Here is a 16,754-nt window from a genome sequence, read left to right as displayed (position 1 = left end):
CCCACGATGTGGGCGGCGGCTCAGCGCAGCGCGAGCACGGCACCGGACGCGGGCAGCACCCGGCCGATCACCGGCGCACCGGGAATCTCGCCCACCACCAGCAAGCCGCCCGAGGTCTGCGCGTCGGCGAGCAGCAGCTGCTCCTCCTCCGGTGCCTGCCCCGCGTCCAGGTGCGGCCGCACCCAGTCCAGGTTCCGGCGCGTTCCGCCGCTGACGAAGCCCGCGCGCACCGCATCCCGCGCGCCGTCGAGGTACGGCACGGCGGCGACGTCGATCTCAGCGGAGGTCCCCGAGGCGCGCATCATCTTGAACAGGTGGCCGAGCAGCCCGAACCCGGTGACATCGGTGGCGCACACCGCGCCCGCCCGCAGCGCCGCGGCCGCCGCGTCCCGGTTGAGCGCCGTCATCGCTTCGACGGCTTGCGGAAAGCGTTGCCCGGTGCGCTTGTGTCGGGTGTTGAGCACGCCGATGCCCAGCGGCTTGGTCAACGAGAGCGGCTCTCCCGGCCGGGCCGTGTCGTTGCGCAGCAGCCGGTCCGGATCGACCAGGCCGGTCACCGCCATGCCGTACTTGGGTTCGGGGTCGTCGATGCTGTGTCCACCACCGAGGTGGCAGCCGGCCGCGGCGGCGACCTCGCCACCGCCCCGCAGCACCTCCGCGGCCAGTTCGAACGGCAGGACGTCGCGAGGCCAGCCGAGCAGGTTCACCGCGACGATCGGGGTGCCGCCCATGGCGTACACATCGGACATCGCGTTGGCCGCCGCGATGCGCCCCCAGTCGCGCGGATCGTCCACCACCGGGGTGAAGAAGTCCGTGGTGGCCACGATTCCGGGCCCGCCGTCGGCGCGCACGACCGCGGCGTCGTCGCCGGTGCCCATGCCGACCAGCAGCTGCGCGCCGGGGTGCGACGCGGTGGTCGCGAGCCCGCCCAGCACCGCTTCCAGCTCACCGGGCGGGATCTTGCACGCGCACCCGCCGCCGTGGGCGTACTGGGTCAGGCGAATCGGCTCCGAGCCGGTCATACCGGGCATTAGAGCATCTCCGGCCGCTGAGCACAGCGCATTAAGATGGTGCGCGTGCCGTTCGTGAAAAGCGCTGACCAAGCCGAGATCTACTACGAAACGCACGGCAGCGGGGAACCGCTGGTGCTGCTCAGCGGGCAGGCCAACACCCATCACTGGTGGGACAACGTGCGTGCCGACTTCGAGGCGGATCACCAGGTGGTCCTGCTGGACTACCTGGGCACCGGGCAGAGCGGCAAACCCGCCGACGCCGAGTACAGCGTCCGCCGCTTCGCCACCGACGTGATCTGCGTCCTCGACGAGCTCGGCATCGCCCGCGCGCACGTGTACGGCACTTCGATGGGCGGCAAGGTCGCCCAGTGGCTGGCCATCGACTACGCCGACCACGTCGGCGCGCTGGTGCTGGGCTGCACCTCCGTCGGTGGCGTGCACGGCCTGCGCCCCGGTGCGGAGATCACCCGCGCGCTGGCGCAACCGTCGGCGCAAGCCGCCCGCGAAGTCCTGATCGATCTCATGTACAGCCCGGAATGGGTGCGCGACCACCCCGGTCCGCACGTCACCCTGGGCGGTCCGATGCCCGGTCACGCCCGCCGCGCGCACCTGCGAGCCAGCAACCGCCACGACAGCTGGGCGGTGCTCGACCAGATCACCGCACCGACGCTGGTGCTGCACGGCACCGATGACGTGTTCAGCCCGGTGGACAACGCGGCGATCCTCGCCGACCGCATCCCCGGTGCCGAAGTGCACTACCTGGCCGGGGCCCGGCACGCCTACTTCGAGGAGAAGCGCGCGGAGGCCTCGGGCGCGGTGCTCGGGTTCCTGGCCGCGCACCCGCTCGGCTAGTCGCGCGGTTCCGGGCAGGTGAGGGGCAGGCCGAAGGCGGGGAAGAGGCTGACGTCGAAGAAGATCACCGCGTGCTGGACCACGTCGCCGTCCAGCTCCAGCACGTGCAGGTGGAACGGCCGGTAGACCCCGTCCGGCCCGCGCAGGTAGACCCCGAACGCGGGCTGCCCGTTGGCCCGGGTGGGCAGCAGCCGCATGTCGCCCGGCCCGGCCGGGCAGTTGAGGTCCACCAGCCGGCCGATCTGCTCCGCGCCGCGCACCCAGGTGGTGAACGGCGGCATCTCCCAGATCGCTTCGGCGGTGAACAGCTGCACGATGGCGGTGATGTCCTTGGCCTCGAACGCGCTGACGTAGCGGTCCAGCAGCTGCTGCTGCGCGGTGGTCAGCGGTGCGGGCCGGTCGTCCTGCGAGGGCTTGACCTCGGCGAGCTGCGCTCGGGCGCGCTGCAGGATGCTGTTGACCGCTGTCGTGCTGGTGCCGAGCACCTCGGCGACCTCGGCGGCCTTCCACCGGAACACCTCGCGCAGGACCAGCACCGCGCGCTGCCGGGCGGGCAGGTGCTGGAGCGCGGCGACGAAGGCCAACCGGGTGGTCTCCCGGGCGCTGACGACCGAGGCCGGATCGGCCGGGTCGTCCACCAGGGCCGAGTCCGGGATCGGCTCCAGCCACGGGATCTCGGGTCGTTCGACCAGCTCGTCGCCGGGCATCTCGCTGGGCCCGCCGAGGCCGGTCGGCAGCGGGCGGCGCTTGCGCTTCTCCAGCGCGGTGAGGCAGGCGGTCGTGGCGATCTTGTACATCCAGGTGCGCACCGAGCTGCGCCCTTCGAACCGGTCGTAGGCCCGCCAGGCGCGCAGGTAGGTCTCCTGCACCAGGTCTTCCGCGTCGTGCAGCGAACCGAGCATCCGGTAGCAGTGCGCCAGCAGCTCCCGCCGGTACGGATCGGTCGCGGTGGCGAAGTCTTCGACGACCATGGTGGCGCCCAAGAGATCCCCCTTTCGGCTGCTCCTGTTGCGACTTCAGGATGCCACCGGCGCAGCGGCCGGTGGAGTCACTGGAACAGTACGGGGGAGCACCGACAGTGACGGGTCAGCTGCGCCCCTCGCGCCAGTAGCCCATGAAGGCCACGGACTGCTTCGGGACGCCGTAGTCGCTGACCAGCATGCGGCGCAGTCGCTTGATCACGCCCGCTTCACCGGCCAGCCAGCCGTAGAGGCGGCTCGGCGGGGTGTTCTCGGCGGGCACCTCCCACAGCGGTTCGGTGTCCACGTCGATGTCGTCGAGCTCGGCGGTGCCGGAGGGCGATCGCGGGTGCAGCTCCGCGAGCGCGGCGGCGACGCCTTCTTCCAGCAGCTTGCCGTGCGGCGCGCCCGCGCAGCGGGAGAACCACCGCACTTCGACCCCGGCGGGCACCTGCCAGTCCTGGCGGTCCAGCTCTTCGGGCACTTCGAGGCAGACCACACCGCGAGCGCACGGCGGCAGGCTCTCGACGATCGAGGCGACCGCGGGCACGGCGGTCTCGTCACCGGCCAGCACGAGGTGGCTGGCCGATTCCGGGGGCGACCACTCGCAGCCCCACGGACGCCCGCGGCCGGGGCGGTCGGGGCCGAGCAGCCCGATCTGCTGCCCGGGGCTGGCGGTGGCGGCCCAGGTGGAGGCGGGCCCGCCGTGCCCCTCGGTGCTGCCGTGCAGCACGAAGTCGACGTCGAGCTCGGCGGTGGCCGGCCGGAACGCGCGGACGGTGTAGGTGCGCAGCGTGGGGCGGATCTCGTCGGGCTGCGCCAGCCACTGCTGGTACCAGTCCGGGCCGTCCGGGAAGTCCGCGAGGGTGCGGCCGGGCTGCGGCAGCACCAGCTTGATCCGCTGGTCGTCACCACCGGCGCCGAAACCGCGCAGGCAGCCGGCGCTGAAGGTGACCCGGACGAAGCTGGGCCCGAGCCGCTGGACCCGCGCCACCTCGACCGGGAAAAGCCGGTAGTCCGGCCGGTGCTGGACGGTCTGCGTACCTGCCATCCGAAAACCTCCCGAGATCAGCTGCTAGGTTAGCCTAGCCTTACAGAAATGGGGAGGTTGGTGTGCGTCACAAGATCCGAGCCGCAGCCGCGTCGTTGGTGGCCGTCGGCGTGTTGGCGGGGTGCGGTTCACCCGCGCCGGAAGGACAGGGGGAGGGTGCCTGGTCCTACACCGATGACCGCGGTGTCGTGGTGAACACCGAGCACCGCCCGGAGCGGATCGTCGCACAGGTCTCGGCGGCCGGTGCGCTCAAGGACTTCGGCGTGTCGGTCGCGGGCACCTTCGGCCCGCTGGTGCGCGATGACGGTTCGGTCGAACCGGAGGCGGGCAGCATCGACCCGGCCCAGGTCACCGACGTCACCGGCCCCGGCTACGGCGAGGTGAACCTGGAGCGCCTGACCTCGTTGCAGCCCGACCTGCTGGTCAGCGGCAAGTACGCGGAGTTCCCCGGGCTCTGGCACCTGGTGGAGGACCAGGAGGAGGCCGTCAAGCGGATCGTGCCGACGGTCGGGGTGCAGCAGTCCGGCATCGCGCTGCCCGAAGCGATCGGCAAGTACAAGGAGCTGGCCCGCGCGCTCGGGGCCGATGTCGACTCGGCGAAGGTGAAGGCCGACGAGGCCGCCTTCCACGCCGCCGCCCAGCGGCTGCGGGACATCGGGGCGCGGATGCGCGCCGACGGCAAGTCGATCCTGGCCGTGGGCGGCACCAAGGAGGAGTACTTCGTGGTGGTGCCGGCGCGCAATCCCGACCTGGACTTCTACGTCAAGGAGCTGGGCCTGCCGATCACCACGCCGAACAACCCGGACGTCGCCGGTGGCGGCTACTTCGAGCGGTTGTCCTGGGAGAACGCCAACGCCTACCCCGGTGACGTCCTGCTGTGGGACGCCCGGCCGGCGTCGATGAAGCCGGAGCAGATGAAGCAGAACCCGGTCTTCGCCGCGCACCCGGCCGCCGCCGCGGACCGCTTCGTCGAGTGGGACGCGGTCGCACCCATGAGCTACGCCAGCTACGCGAAGATCATGAACAAGCTCGCCGACCAGCTGGAGGCGAGCCTGGCCCGGGCCTGACCCGCACGCCGAAGAGCTCCCCTGCCGATCCGGTCGGCAGGGGAGCTCTCGTTCGCGCGGTCAGTTCTTGTTGTCGTCGGGCTGCTTGGCCGCTTCCTCGTCGGCCTTCATGCCGCGCGCCTCGGCCTTGAGGACGCGGGCGGACTGGCCGACCGAGCGGGCCAGCTGGGGCAGCTTCGCCGAGCCGAACAACAGGACGACCACGGCGAGCACGACCAGCCAGTGCCAGATGCTGAGCGAACCCATGGCAGAAAACTCCTCGCGGTTCGGCCGCCTGGACCGAGGTCGGGCGGCCTGCGGATGCGCCGAACGGAGTCTACCCATCCAGGTGGTCTCCGGGCGTCGACCGTCCCGGGAGCGTGATCGAATTCGCGCGCAGGGGCGCGAGTAGGCTCGGCGCGGTGGCTGCCCGACTGGGTGAGGTGAATTGATCCGGTGACCGATGGTGACCGTCCTGGCTTCGAGCGCGACGACCGCACCATGCCGATCGGCAGGGTGGCGCCCGGGCGGCGCGGGTGGCGGGCGGGTGCTCGTGTCGCCGTTGCGCTGGTCTCGACCGCGGTGTTCGCCTTCAGCGGCTACCTGTGGAGCACGCTGGGCCGCCTGCAGGACGGCATGTCGACCAGCGACGTGACCACCGGGGCGGGGCCGGACGGCGCGGTGGACATCCTGCTTGTCGGGCTGGACGGCCGCACCGACGCGCAGGGCAACGCGCTGCCGGAGGAGATGTTGCGCGAGCTGCGGACCGGCGACAGCGGTTCCAGCCTGACCGACACGCTGATCCTGCTGCACATCCCGGAGGACCGGTCCCGCGCGGTGGCCTATTCGCTGCCGCGCGACTCCTACGTGTCGATCCCGGACGGCCACGGCCAGCACAAGATCAACTCGGCGTACGGGCGGGGCAAGGCGACCGCCCGCGCGGAGCTGAAGGACGAGGGCGTCAGCGATCCGGTCGAGCTGGAGCGCAGGTCCAACGACGCGGGCCGCAAGCTGCTGGTGCGCACCGTGGAGCAGCTCACCGGGGTCGCCGTCGACCACTACGCCGAGGTCAACCTGCTCGGCTTCTACCAGCTGACCCAGGCGATCGGCGGCGTGGAGGTGTGCCTGAACAACGCCGTCGACGATCCGCTCTCGGGTGCCCGCTTCCCGGCCGGGCACCAAATGATCGACGGCGGTGACGCGCTGGCCTTCGTCCGGCAGCGGCACGGCCTGCCACGTGGCGACCTGGACCGGGTGCAGCGGCAGCAGGCGTTCATGGCGGGCCTGGCGCAGTCGGTGCTGTCCACCGGAACGCTGACCAACCCGGTGAAGCTGAACCGCATGCTCGACTCGGTGCAGCAGTCCGTGGTGCTCGACGAGGGCTTGGACGTGCTCTCCTTCGCCGGGCAGCTGCAGGGCCTGGCGGGCGGCAGCATCACCTTCGACACCATCCCGGTCGAGGACCCCGAGTACGACACCCCGGGCGACGGGATGGCGGTCAAGGTCAACCCGCGCAAGGTGCAGCTGATGATCCAGCGGGTGAACGAGGGGCGGCCCGCCGAGCCGCCGCGCCCCGACAGCCTGAACACCAGCGTGGTCGACGTGCGCAACGGCGCGGGGATCGCGGGCTTGGCCTCGCGCGTGCACGACGAGCTGAACTCCGAGGACATCCCGGTCGGCGACGTGGGCAACGTCGCCGGAACCGCCACCTCCCGCGTGCTTTTCACGCCCGGCAACGACGAGGCGGCCCGCTTCGTCGCCGAGCACCTCGGTGACCTGCCCGCCGAGCCGGACCCAGCGCTCAGCGGTGGCCGGATCAGCGTCGTGCTCGGCAGCGACTACGACGGCCCCGGGGCGCAGCACTTCGCCGTCGCGCCCCGGCTCCGGCTCGATGGGGCCGTTCGCCAGTCGCCGGGGCGGCCGAACGGTGACACCATCACCGCCGGCGGGATTCCCTGCGTGAACTGACCGGGCTTACACAACTTCCACAAATTCCGATAGGCCCGAAACCGAGACGGTTCGCGCCGCGCGAGGGATGATCACCCACCACCCGGTCGATGCGAGATCGGGATCACAGTGAGGTGATGATGCGCAAGCTGAAAGTGGCGCTGGCGGTGCTGGGAGCGGCACTGCTGGTGTTCCTGGTGCCGCCCCTGGCCGGTTCGGGGCGCGACGACGCGGCGGGGACCCAGATCCGCGGTCTGCGGGTCATGGTGCCCAACACGCCCGGCGGTGGCTACGACATCACCGCGCGGACCGCGGTGAAGGCCGTCGAGGACACCGAGCTCAACGGGCCGACGGAGGTCTTCAACCTGCCCGGTGCGGGCGGCACGGTCGGGCTCGGCCGGCTGGTCAACGAGTCGGGCAACGGTGCGCTCGTGATGTCCATGGGGCTGGGCGTGGTGGGTTCGGTGTACACCAACCACTCGCCGGTGTCGTTGCAGGACACCACGGCGATCGCGAAGCTGACCGAGGAAGCCGACGTCATCGTGGTGGCCAAGGGTTCGCCGTACCGGACCATCCACGAGCTGATCCAGGCGTGGAAGGCCAACCCGGGCGCGGTCCCGGTGGGCGGCGGCTCGTCGCCGGGCGGACCGGACCACCTGGCCCCGATGCTGACCGCGCGGGCGATCGGCCTGCCCGCCAAGGACGTCAACTACGTGCCCTTCGACGGCGGCGGCGAGCTGATGGCCTCGGTGCTGGGCAGCAAGGTGGCCTTCGGCGTGTCCGGGATCGGTGAGACCCGCGACCAGATCGCCGCGGGCGAGCTGCGGGCGCTGGCGGTGACCAGCCCCGAGCGCGTGCCGGGCATCGACGCGCCCACGCTGCAGGAATCCGGGGTGGACGTCAGCTTCACCAACTGGCGCGGCATCGTCGCGCCGCCGGGCATCAGCGAAGCGGAGCGGGAGAAGCTGATCGGCCTGTTCACCAGGCTGCACGACACCGAGCAGTGGCGCGAGGCGATGCGGCTCAACGGGTGGACGGACGCCTTCCAGACCGGTGACGAGTTCGGGGCGTTCCTGAAGTCGGAGAACGACCGGGTGGCGTCGGTGCTCAAGGAACTGGGGGCCGCATGAGTTCCACTGTGGACACTGAAAGGGCCGGCTCGCGGCAGAGCTGGTGGAAGTCGCACTCCGAGCTGGGCCTGTGCGTCCTGCTGCTCGCGGTGGGCGTGCTGGTGCTGGTGGACGCGATCAACATCCCCACCGACTTCGCGCAGCGCGGACCGGTCGGGCCGAAGGCGGTCCCGGTCGTGGTCGGGACGCTCCTGCTGCTGATCGCGGTGCTGCTGGCCCGCGACGTGCTGCGCGGCGGTCGCGGCGAGGCCGAGGGCGGCGAGGACGTCGACCTGGACGCGCCGACGGACTGGCGCACGTTGCTGCTGCTGTCCGGGTTCTTCCTGCTCAACGCCGCGCTCGTGAACGTGATCGGCTTCCCGGCGTCGTCGGCGATCCTGTTCTGGGGCGCGGCCTACTCGCTGGGCAGCCGGAACTTCGTGCGGGACCCGCTGATCGCCGCGGGCATCGCGGTGATCACCTGGTTCGCGTTCAACAACCTGCTCGGCGTCCCGTTGCCCGGCGGCCCGCTGATGGGGGTGCTGTAACCGATGGATCTGTCCAACCTCCTGACCGGTTTCGGCACCGCGCTGACCCCGGAACACCTGCTGTACGCCGCGATCGGCGTGCTGCTGGGCACCGCCGTGGGCGTGCTGCCCGGCATCGGCCCGGCGATGGCCGTGGCGCTGCTGCTGCCGGTGACCTACGCGCTGGACCCCACCGGTGCGTTCATCATGTTCGCCGGGATCTACTTCGGCGGCATGTTCGGCGGCTCGACCACCTCGATCCTGCTCAACACCCCCGGTGAGAGCGCGGCGGTGGTGGTGGCCATCGAAGGCAACAAGATGGCCAAGAAGGGCCGCGGCGCGCAAGCGCTGGCCGCGGCGGCGATCGGCCACTTCATCGGCGGTCTGATCGGCCTGATCCTGCTGGTGCTGCTGGCACCGGTCATCGCGAGCTACGCGGTCAACATCGGCGCCCCGGACTACTTCGCGTTCATGGTGCTGGCCTTCGCCGCGACCGCCACCGTGCTGGGCAGCTCGCGGATCCGCGGGTTCGCCTCGCTGCTGATCGGCCTGACCCTGGGCCTGGTCGGCCTGGACCAGATGAGCGGCCAGGCCCGGCTGACCTTCGGCTCGCTGCAGCTGGCCGACGGCATCGACATCGTCATCGTGGCGGTCGGGCTGTTCGCCGTCGGCGAGTCGCTGTGGGTCGCCGCGCACCTGCGCCACACCCAGGAGAAGCCGCTGTCGGTCGGCCGCCCCGGCCTGGGCCGGGAGGACCTGCGGCGCGCCTGGAAGCCGTGGCTGCGGGGACCGCTGATCGGGTTCCCGTTCGGCGCGATCCCGGCGGGCGGCGCGGAGATGCCGACGTTCCTGTCCTACACGGTGGAGAAGCACCTGTCCCGCAAGACCGGCGACTGGGGCAAGGGCGCCATCGAAGGCGTCGCCGGGCCGGAGTCGACCGCGACGGCGAGCGCGGCGGGCACCATGGTCACGATGCTCACCCTGGGCCTGCCGACCACCTCGGTGGCCGCGGTGATGCTGGCGGCGTTCCAGCAGTACGGCATCCAGCCGGGACCGCTGCTGTTCGAGCGCGAGACCGAACTGGTGTGGACGCTCATCGCGAGCATGTTCGTGGGCCTGGCGCTGCTGCTGATCATCAACCTGCCGATGGCCCCGGTGTGGGCGAAGCTGCTGCGGGTCCCGCGCCCGTACCTGTACGCGGGCATCCTGTTCTTCGCCAGCGTCGGTGCGTACGCGGTCGGTGGTGAAGCGCTGGACCTGGTGCTGCTGTTCATCATCGGTGCGATCGGCTTCGCGATGCGACGCTACGGACTGCCGGTGCTGCCCGCCATCGTCGGCGTCATCCTCGGCCCGGCCGCCGAGCTGCAGATGCGCCGAGCGCTGCAGATCAGCGACGGTTCCCTGACCGGTCTGGTGAACTCGCCGCTGGCGATCACTGTCTACGTGATCATCGCGGTGCTGCTGACCTGGCCGCTGTGGAACAAGTTCGTCCGGCGCCCGGCGAAGCAGGAGGAGCGGGTCGACGCCTGATCGGACCCGGGGAGGCGGTCGCGGTTCGCCGCGGCCGCCTCCTGTCATTCCCGGTCGTGGTGCCGGGACCTGGACAGCGCGGCGTCGAGCGAGATCGGCCCGGCACCGACGATCAGCAGGAACACCGAGCCGAACAGCTGGCCGAGCTCGGCCCGGGCCTCGTGCACGTAGGCCAGGAACCCCTCGTCGAGCAGGACCGGAACCTTGGTGAACACCTCGGCCCCGACCATGTTGACGATCATGGGTATCGCGGCCAGCCGGGTGAGCAGCCCGACGATCAGCAGCACGCCGCACCCCACCTCGAACACCCCGTCGAGGTAGGCGAAGAACCCGGGCGCGGGCAGCGGGGTCTCCCGCGCGAACCGCCCCGGCCCGAGCCTGTCCGGGTACAGGAACTTCTGAATGCCTTCGAACAGGAAGATCCCGCCCACCACGAGCCGGATCAGGATCGTCGCCCGCGGCGCACCGCTACCCAGCAGACGCGTCCGCACCGAGGACGTTGGTGCAGTCATGGCCCACCTCCCGCTCTACGGGGGATACCCAGCGCTGGTGCGGTGAACCGGAGGCTCGCGCGAGTCCCTGCGGGACGAAGCACCCGCAAGTCCAGCTTTGCTGTTCAGCCCAGCGCGGTGCGGAGTGCGGCGGTGACGGCGTCCGGGTTGTCGACGTTCATCAGGTGACCGGAGCCCGGGATTTCCAGGTAGGTCGCGTGGGGGAGGGCTTCGAGGAGGATGTCCGCGGCCTTGCGCGGGCAGAGCGCGTCGTGCTCGGCGCCGATCACGGTCACCGGCTGCTCGATCGCGGCGAGCGCGGGTGTCAGCGGGGTGTCGCGGATCCCGGCCATCGAGGTCGCCGCGTTCGCGAAGCCCGCGCCGTCACCGATCGTCGCGGCCCGCCGCGCGACCAGCTCATCGATGTCCACTGTGGAGCTCGTGATCATCATCCGGGTGTCCTCGTGCAGGGAGGCCAGCAGCGCGGCGGGATCGGACGCCTCCTCGGCGCGCTGCAGGTTGATCTCTGCTGCTCGCCGACCCACCACCGACGACGTCCCGAGAACCACCACGCCGGTCACCAGGTCGGGACGTTCCGCGGCAGCGGAGAGCACCACTGTGCCACCCAACGAGAACCCGACGCACACGGCGGGCCCGGAGACCTCGGCGAGAAAGGCCAGCAAGTCATCGCGCAACTGCTCCAAGGTCCCGTCCGCGGCCCCGAGAGTGCTCGCCCCGTGCCCGCGCACGTCGTAGGCGTAGGTCCGATGGCCGCTGAACTCCTCCTGCTGACGCCGCCAGCTGCGATGATCCTCGGCCAGCCCGTGCACGAACACCACGGCCGACCCGGAACCAGCAGCGCAGTAGTGCGTCCGGATGTCGTGCAACACGGCTGTCGCGGTCTGCACCCTCGATCAACTCCTCACTTCGGCCCGCACCCGATTCTGCTGCCCGCCGCAACCCTACGTCCCCAGCGCCGGGCCGGAGGCGAGGTGGCGAAGGATTCCGGAAGGCTGGTGGCTCGCCGAGCACGAGGAGCGTGAAGACCGATGAGAATTGATTCCCACGCTCCACGGATGGTCGACCGTCAAAGGCTGCAGGGATTTCGGTATGCCGCATCCAGCTCTGCTCTGCGCTCATCTCGACTTCTTGCGGTCATCATTCTGAAGGAGAGCGCCGAAAGTCGACGTTCTGGGTGTTCCCGTCGCCGATCTGAACACCCTGGGCGTGGTCGGCGGTCACGACGTACTTGCCCTGGTCGCTCTGGCTCACGTTCCCGTGCACCGTGCCGGCCTGAACCTCGTTGCTCCGCCCGCCTGCGTGGCTGCTCGTGTTGACGCTCTGAGCCGTGTCGACGCCTTCGATGGACATCCCGCTGTCGCTGAACAGCGGAGTGGAATCCCACGACGGCGCCGTCGCTGGGGGGATGCCGCTGATCTGGGTCGGGTGGACTCCGGCGACCCGGACCCACGAACGGTCGTCGAACTCGTTGTTGGTGATCAGCAGGGGTGCGAACTCGTTGCGGCCGATCACGCGCGTGTAGTCCCCCTGGAACACCGTCCGGTAGGCGTTGTCGGAAAGGATGAGGGCGGTCGTGAAGGTGTCCCCGGTGATGTGCTCGCGGCAGTAGTCGACGACGTGCTTGAGCGCGGCGGCTTCGAGCAACCGGCTGAGGTCGATGTTCGGCCGGTAGAAGCCGCGGCGGGCCGGCAGCGGGCCTAGGTGCACGGCGACCCGGAGGCGGATCTCCGGCTTCGTGGTCCTGTTGTGCTCGGCCAGAAGAGCGTCGAGCACGCTGATCATGTCGATCAGCGCGGGCAGGAACCTGCTCGGGTACGCGCGCAGGAACCCGTCTCCGGTGAACTGGTCGTCCTCGGGGCGATCGCCGTCGATCCCGACGGCGTGCAGCGCGGCCTGGGTCAGGTCGCGGACCAGGTCGGGGATGGTGCCGAGGTGTTCGGGGCGGCTGCTTCCGGACCCGATCACGTCCACCGCGAGCAGCGCGCTGTGTTCCGGCATCAAGGCTGTATCGGGTGCTTCGGGCAAGGCTTCGCTCCGTTCGTCAGGCTGGAATGCACGGAGCTTCACCGACGTGCGCAGCCAGGTCTCCCTTGCCGCAGGGAATCGGGAATGTGATCGCGCTCACTTTGCTTGGTTGGTGATGTGGTCGAGCAGGCGCCGCGGCGAGGGCAGCACGTACTTCCGCCAGTGGGTGCGCACCAGCCCGTGGGCGGTGAGGTCCTTCAGCACCGCGTCGACCGTGGTCTCGCCGGCGCCGATGCACTGGGCGAGGTCCTTGCGGCTCAACCCGCTGATGGTCACGCCGTCGGCCGTCCGGGTGCCGAGCGTTTCGGACCACGCGAGCAGTTGCCGCGCGACGCGGGTCGGGACGTCCTGGCCGACCAGGCTCTGCTGGCGCTGGTCCGCCTTGCGGAGACGTTCCCGGAGGATGCCGTACAGCGCACCGAGAACCGCTGGATTGCGCTCCACGTAATGCCGGAAAAGGTGGCCCGGGACCCGCGTCGCCGTGCCCGGGGTGTGTGCGACCACGGTGGCGCTGCGGGCTTCGGAGAACAGCACGCCCTGCTCGCCCATCAGCTCGCCGGGACCGTAGAACCCGACCACCAGGTCCCGGCCTTCTCCCGGCAGGAGCACCTTGACCAGTCCGTGCTCGATGAGCAGCACGTGATCGCTGGGCGTCCCGGCGACGATGAGCATGTCGTTCCGGTCGAAGCTCCGTCGAGCGCCCAGCTCGAGAAGTTCGCCCCACACCCGGCTTTCCGCCTTGTTGACGAACGTGTCCCGGGCGAGGGCGTCTCCGGGACCGGGTACTGCTGCATGGCCGTCCAACATCGACTCCGAGCATCGGGTTCGGCTGCTTACTCGTGCCGGGCAGTACCAGATCTTCCCAGCTGCGCTGATCCCTTGTCAGGGCAATCCCCGAACCTCGAAACCTGGAGGCCGGGAACCTCGGGGCTTCAGCCGGTCGGGTCGCGTGCCGCCCACGTCGGTTGCTGATCGAGTCTGCTTTCCGGGGCGGCACCGCGGCCGTCGCTCCGGGCTGAACGACGAGCCGGCGGCGCTTCGCCTGGACGTGGTGTGAGGTGCCTTCGTCCGTGGTACCGGTGCTCGCTGGATGGGGGCCTTGCTGTTGCAGGTGGCGGCGGTTCGGGCTGTTGTGAAATGTCTCCGGGGCCGGATGCCCCGGGGCGTGGTTTTCCACGGTGCACGACCGATTGGTTCGTGAGGAGATGAACCGGATGAAGGTCGCTGTCGAACCTGTGAAGTCCGCTGAAGCCGAGGACGTGGCCGCGGCGGTGGAGGCGCTGGTCGACTCCGCCGAACCGCGCGGGGAGTTCCGGGACAGCCCGTTGACCAACTGGCTGCTGATCCTTTCCGCTCCTCTTCCGCGTCCGAAGAAGTGACGGGTGGATGATCGGTGGAACGCGCGAGCACTGGCGCCCGGCTAGCTGAGGCGGTTCAGGATTGCGCGCTGTCGGTGGTGTCCGTCCTGCGGGGCGGGCACCACTGCGGGGTGCTGGAGCCGGCTGCCGGGACGGGCGAGCCGGATCCGCTGGTGGTGGGGGCGGTGCGCGTGCTGGGTGCCGATGTGCTCTCCCCGCGGGCCTTTCGCGGCATTGCGCCGACCGCCGGTGATCTGGACCTCGTCCGGGCGGCGGCGCGGCACCGCTCCGCGGAGGGGACGTCGATGCCGTTGGCCTGGATGCACTGGGGCCTGCGCACGGCACTCCACGCAGCCGAGGGAGGCAGGGGCATCGCCGCACCGTTGGGCGAACCGGAATCTGCGTGGGTGGCGACGGTGTCCTGGCCGGTGCTGACGCATCGCCTGGCGCAATTGGCGTCGTTGGCCGCACCGGGGCTGCGATGCGGTCTGACAGCGCAGGCATCACTGCGAGTGCGTGATCTGGCGCGGGGATTCGCCCGCGCGGTGCGCCGCGGGGACTGGCTGCAAGCCGCCGGGGCCGGGCGGTGGCTGGCCGCTCTGGACGGCGTGCCGGTCTCGTTGGAGCTGGCCCGCGGAATGGAGTTCGTGGAGCGCTTCGGGGCTGCGGACGAGGCACGGGTACGGCTGCACGTTCAGGCAGCTCGACTGCTCAGCGAAGCGAGGGCGCGATGAACTCACCAGCGCTGCTGCACCAGGTCGGAGTACGAGCCTGGGAGTGGTTGGCGGCCAACCGCGAGCACTTCCGCCCCTGTCCCGGAGAGGACAACCCCGCTGAGGCGTTCAAGCCGGTGGGCGAGCTGGCCATGGCCGCCGCGGCCCTGCTGCGGGAAGGAGTGGCCGGTTCTCAGCAGGTCGCCGATGCCCGCAGCCTGCTGGAGTTCGCCTGGAACGATCTGCTCGACGCCGGCGACGTGCTGGAACGGGTGCAGCGCGAGGCACCGCTGACCTCGGCGTGCATGGAGGTCTACGTGCACTTCCACGAGCGCGGCTACCGCAATCCCGGCCTCGAGGAGACGTTGCGGGTCGTGCGGGCGCTGCGGGGCTGTTCGGCCGCGGAGGTGGTTCCGTACCGAAAGCTGGGTATCGCGCTGGCCGAGCACCAGCTCGGATTGACCGTCGGCAGCGACCTCGACGGTGCCGTGCGGGAGACGTTGCTGGGCCGATTCCCGGAACCGTGGACGGTGGACCGCGACGTCGCCTACGCGATCACCCACACCGTCTTCTACCTCACCGACTGGGGCGCCCGCCCTGATCGAGTGCCGAGCATGATCGCCGACTACCTCGACCTCTGGCTGCCGGTGTGGTCGGCGGAGTGCGTCGAGCGCCGCCAATGGGACCTGCTCGGCGAACTGCTGGCCACCGATGCCTGCCTGCCGGAGCCCGCTCTGGACGGCGCGAGCTGGGGCGGCCTGGCCGCCGCGCAAGCACCTGACGGGGCACTGCCCGCCATCGGCGAGATGCCGGCCGGCGATGCGGGGGAAGTGTTCGAGCTGGTCTACCACCCGACCCTGGTCGCGGCTTTCGCCACCACGCTGGCCACCTCCCGCGTGCTGAGCGCGCTGGCGGCCACGCCATGACCGCACGGCCCGACACCGCGCTCGCCGAGCGTCTCCAGCTGGCCGCCGACGCCGTCGACGCTCCCGACGTGGTGTTCGCCTGGTCCGAGCGCGGTCACCGCACCATCGTCATCACCGGCACCGCACCCGCCGGTGGGCCGCGGCAGCACCTGCACTACGAGATCGGCTCGGCGTCCAAGACCTTCCTCGGTCTGCTGCTGGCCGATCTGGCCGCCGCCGGAGTCCTCGACCTCGACACCCCGGCCCGGGACTGCCTGCCCAGCCCACCAGGTCGGTCGTGCGCCAGCGCGATGATCACGCTGCGGCACCTGATCAGCCACACCTCGGGGCTGCCCGGCGTCCCCCGCCAGCCGGCCTTCTACCGCCACGTCCTCTCGGGCGGGTACAGCAACCCCTACGCCGACTTCACCCACCAGCGGTTGCTGGCGGCCTTTCACCGCCACGGCAACCGGGCTCGGCCCGGAACCAGTTGGCGCTACTCGAACTTCGCCACCGCCGTCCTCGCCCACGCCTTGGAGCGCGTGACCGGCACCGCATACGCAGACCTGCTCACCCGCCGCATCCTGCGACCGATGCAGCTGCGCCAGACCCGCCTGGCACCCGGGCCGCCCGGCACCGACGCCCAGGGCCACCGCCGCAACGGCATCACTCCAGCGCCTCCGATCCGGCTTGGTGCGGTCGCTCCCACCGGCGCCGTCCGCGCCACCCCGGCTGATCTGCTCACCTACCTCGAAGCCCACCTCACCCCGGAAGCCTCTCCGTTGTGCGAGGCGTTGCAACTCGTGCGCACCTCGTACCCGGTGCCAGGACCGCGCCGCGCTCCTGCTCGTTCGCTGACCTGGTTCCTCGACCGCACCGATCGCAGCCCGGTCTACTTCCACGGCGGTTCCACGTTCGGCCAGACCGCCTACCTCGGTTTCCGACCTGCCGGGCAGGTCGCTCTGGCCGCTCTCGCCACCCGCCATCACGATCGCCGCAACACCCTGATCAACACCGCGCACGCCCTGCTCACCAGCACAGCCGCCTGACGCCGGTGCGTCGTAGCGGCGGGCTTCGAGGAGGATGTCCGCGGCTTTGCGCGGGCGGGAACCGGCGGCGCAGCAGTGCGTCCGGATGTCGTTCAGCTCGACCGTCGCGGTCTGCACGCTCGATCAACTCCCACCTCGGTTGCCGTGAGGGCGGGACC

Annotated in this window: 18 protein-coding genes; 10 read left to right on the top strand and 8 right to left on the bottom strand. The window is 70.7% G+C overall.

The features are described from left to right. Positions 1-20: 20 nt before the first annotated feature. Positions 21-1,022 (bottom strand): selenide, water dikinase SelD, encoded by a 1,002-nt coding sequence (gene selD / locus OU416_RS13925; RefSeq protein ID WP_270927339.1) that lies wholly within the window; start codon positions 1,020-1,022, stop codon positions 21-23. A 54-nt stretch (positions 1,023-1,076) separates the two neighbouring features. On the opposite strand from selD, the gene OU416_RS13920 reads away from it, so the two are divergent. Continuing rightward, positions 1,077-1,865 (top strand): alpha/beta fold hydrolase, encoded by a 789-nt coding sequence (locus OU416_RS13920; protein WP_270927338.1) that lies wholly within the window; start codon positions 1,077-1,079, stop codon positions 1,863-1,865. Here the strand turns inward: OU416_RS13920 and OU416_RS13915 are convergent. Both OU416_RS13915 and OU416_RS13910 read right to left on the bottom strand, forming a co-directional pair. Then, a complete protein-coding gene (locus OU416_RS13915; RefSeq protein WP_333779638.1) occupies positions 1,862-2,848 on the bottom strand; it encodes a sigma-70 family RNA polymerase sigma factor in 987 nt (328 codons plus the stop codon). The genes OU416_RS13920 and OU416_RS13915 overlap by 4 nt on opposite strands. 103 nt (positions 2,849-2,951) lie before the next feature. Further along, positions 2,952-3,875 (bottom strand): siderophore-interacting protein, encoded by a 924-nt coding sequence (locus OU416_RS13910; RefSeq protein ID WP_270927337.1) that lies wholly within the window; start codon positions 3,873-3,875, stop codon positions 2,952-2,954. A gap of 62 nt (positions 3,876-3,937) precedes the next feature. Between OU416_RS13910 and OU416_RS13905 the strand changes: the two genes are divergently transcribed. Next, the gene (locus OU416_RS13905) at positions 3,938-4,942 is read left to right on the top strand and encodes an ABC transporter substrate-binding protein (RefSeq protein ID WP_270927336.1); all 1,005 of its coding nucleotides are present in this window, start codon (positions 3,938-3,940) and stop codon (positions 4,940-4,942) included. Positions 4,943-5,002: 60 nt separating this feature from the next. Here OU416_RS13905 and tatA read toward each other — a convergent pair whose 3' ends face one another. Then, on the bottom strand, positions 5,003-5,188 hold the full coding sequence (tatA, locus tag OU416_RS13900; RefSeq protein WP_270927335.1) for a Sec-independent protein translocase subunit TatA: 186 nt from the start codon (positions 5,186-5,188) through the stop codon (positions 5,003-5,005). A gap of 189 nt (positions 5,189-5,377) precedes the next feature. On the opposite strand from tatA, the gene OU416_RS13895 reads away from it, so the two are divergent. From OU416_RS13895 to OU416_RS13880, 4 genes are all read left to right on the top strand, one after another. Next, the gene (locus tag OU416_RS13895) at positions 5,378-6,889 is read left to right on the top strand and encodes an LCP family protein (RefSeq protein ID WP_270927334.1); all 1,512 of its coding nucleotides are present in this window, start codon (positions 5,378-5,380) and stop codon (positions 6,887-6,889) included. Between the two features lie 119 nt (positions 6,890-7,008). Then, the gene (locus OU416_RS13890) at positions 7,009-7,998 is read left to right on the top strand and encodes a Bug family tripartite tricarboxylate transporter substrate binding protein (RefSeq protein ID WP_270927573.1); all 990 of its coding nucleotides are present in this window, start codon (positions 7,009-7,011) and stop codon (positions 7,996-7,998) included. After that, the gene (locus OU416_RS13885) at positions 7,995-8,525 is read left to right on the top strand and encodes a tripartite tricarboxylate transporter TctB family protein (protein ID WP_270927333.1); all 531 of its coding nucleotides are present in this window, start codon (positions 7,995-7,997) and stop codon (positions 8,523-8,525) included. The genes OU416_RS13890 and OU416_RS13885 overlap by 4 nt, the downstream gene beginning before the upstream one ends. A 3-nt stretch (positions 8,526-8,528) precedes the next feature. Continuing rightward, positions 8,529-10,034 (top strand): tripartite tricarboxylate transporter permease, encoded by a 1,506-nt coding sequence (locus tag OU416_RS13880; protein ID WP_270927332.1) that lies wholly within the window; start codon positions 8,529-8,531, stop codon positions 10,032-10,034. A gap of 44 nt (positions 10,035-10,078) precedes the next feature. On the opposite strand, the gene OU416_RS13875 is transcribed toward OU416_RS13880, so the two are convergent. From OU416_RS13875 to OU416_RS13860, 4 genes are all read right to left on the bottom strand, one after another. Further along, positions 10,079-10,546 carry a DoxX family protein gene (locus tag OU416_RS13875; protein ID WP_270927331.1) on the bottom strand — a complete coding sequence of 156 codons (468 nt, stop codon included), beginning with the start codon at positions 10,544-10,546 and terminating at the stop codon, positions 10,079-10,081. Positions 10,547-10,650: 104 nt separating this feature from the next. Next, positions 10,651-11,433 (bottom strand): alpha/beta fold hydrolase, encoded by a 783-nt coding sequence (locus OU416_RS13870; protein ID WP_270927330.1) that lies wholly within the window; start codon positions 11,431-11,433, stop codon positions 10,651-10,653. Positions 11,434-11,683: 250 nt separating this feature from the next. After that, complete coding sequence (locus tag OU416_RS13865) at positions 11,684-12,544, bottom strand: hypothetical protein (RefSeq protein ID WP_270927329.1); 861 nt, start codon at positions 12,542-12,544, stop codon at positions 11,684-11,686. Positions 12,545-12,667: 123 nt separating this feature from the next. Beyond that, positions 12,668-13,378: a Crp/Fnr family transcriptional regulator gene (locus OU416_RS13860; protein WP_270927328.1), complete on the bottom strand. Its 711-nt coding sequence runs from the start codon at positions 13,376-13,378 to the stop codon at positions 12,668-12,670. A gap of 407 nt (positions 13,379-13,785) precedes the next feature. Between OU416_RS13860 and OU416_RS13855 the strand changes: the two genes are divergently transcribed. From OU416_RS13855 to OU416_RS13840, 4 genes are read left to right on the top strand one after another with little or no spacing between them, the layout of a single operon-like run. Then, positions 13,786-13,950, top strand: a complete 165-nt coding sequence (locus tag OU416_RS13855; RefSeq protein ID WP_270927327.1) for a hypothetical protein — start codon at positions 13,786-13,788, stop codon at positions 13,948-13,950. 14 nt (positions 13,951-13,964) lie between these two features. After that, complete coding sequence (locus tag OU416_RS13850) at positions 13,965-14,663, top strand: hypothetical protein (RefSeq protein WP_270927326.1); 699 nt, start codon at positions 13,965-13,967, stop codon at positions 14,661-14,663. Next, positions 14,660-15,568: a DUF6895 family protein gene (locus OU416_RS13845; RefSeq protein WP_270927325.1), complete on the top strand. Its 909-nt coding sequence runs from the start codon at positions 14,660-14,662 to the stop codon at positions 15,566-15,568. The genes OU416_RS13850 and OU416_RS13845 overlap by 4 nt, the downstream gene beginning before the upstream one ends. Beyond that, entirely contained in the window at positions 15,565-16,596 is a 1,032-nt protein-coding gene (locus OU416_RS13840; protein ID WP_270927324.1) for a serine hydrolase domain-containing protein, read from the top strand. The genes OU416_RS13845 and OU416_RS13840 overlap by 4 nt, the downstream gene beginning before the upstream one ends. Positions 16,597-16,754 lie beyond the last annotated feature (158 nt).

Origin of the sequence: Saccharopolyspora indica (assembly GCF_027853965.1) — a bacterium.
Taxonomy (GTDB): Bacteria; Actinomycetota; Actinomycetes; order Mycobacteriales; family Pseudonocardiaceae; genus Saccharopolyspora; species Saccharopolyspora indica.
Note: the sequence above shows the minus strand (reverse complement) of the source record. Positions and strands in the feature narration are given on the sequence as shown.

Coding starts and splice junctions, on each gene's coding strand:
- selD (WP_270927339.1), bottom strand. CDS start 1,022: ATGACCGGCTCGGAGCCGATTCGCCTGACCCAGTACGCCCACGGCGGC.
- OU416_RS13885 (WP_270927333.1), top strand. CDS start 7,995: ATGAGTTCCACTGTGGACACTGAAAGGGCCGGCTCGCGGCAGAGCTGG.
- OU416_RS13840 (WP_270927324.1), top strand. CDS start 15,565: ATGACCGCACGGCCCGACACCGCGCTCGCCGAGCGTCTCCAGCTGGCC.
- OU416_RS13860 (WP_270927328.1), bottom strand. CDS start 13,378: ATGTTGGACGGCCATGCAGCAGTACCCGGTCCCGGAGACGCCCTCGCC.
- OU416_RS13855 (WP_270927327.1), top strand. CDS start 13,786: ATGAAGGTCGCTGTCGAACCTGTGAAGTCCGCTGAAGCCGAGGACGTG.
- OU416_RS13865 (WP_270927329.1), bottom strand. CDS start 12,544: ATGCCGGAACACAGCGCGCTGCTCGCGGTGGACGTGATCGGGTCCGGA.
- OU416_RS13890 (WP_270927573.1), top strand. CDS start 7,009: ATGCGCAAGCTGAAAGTGGCGCTGGCGGTGCTGGGAGCGGCACTGCTG.
- tatA (WP_270927335.1), bottom strand. CDS start 5,188: ATGGGTTCGCTCAGCATCTGGCACTGGCTGGTCGTGCTCGCCGTGGTC.
- OU416_RS13845 (WP_270927325.1), top strand. CDS start 14,660: ATGAACTCACCAGCGCTGCTGCACCAGGTCGGAGTACGAGCCTGGGAG.
- OU416_RS13875 (WP_270927331.1), bottom strand. CDS start 10,546: ATGACTGCACCAACGTCCTCGGTGCGGACGCGTCTGCTGGGTAGCGGT.
- OU416_RS13910 (WP_270927337.1), bottom strand. CDS start 3,875: ATGGCAGGTACGCAGACCGTCCAGCACCGGCCGGACTACCGGCTTTTC.
- OU416_RS13880 (WP_270927332.1), top strand. CDS start 8,529: ATGGATCTGTCCAACCTCCTGACCGGTTTCGGCACCGCGCTGACCCCG.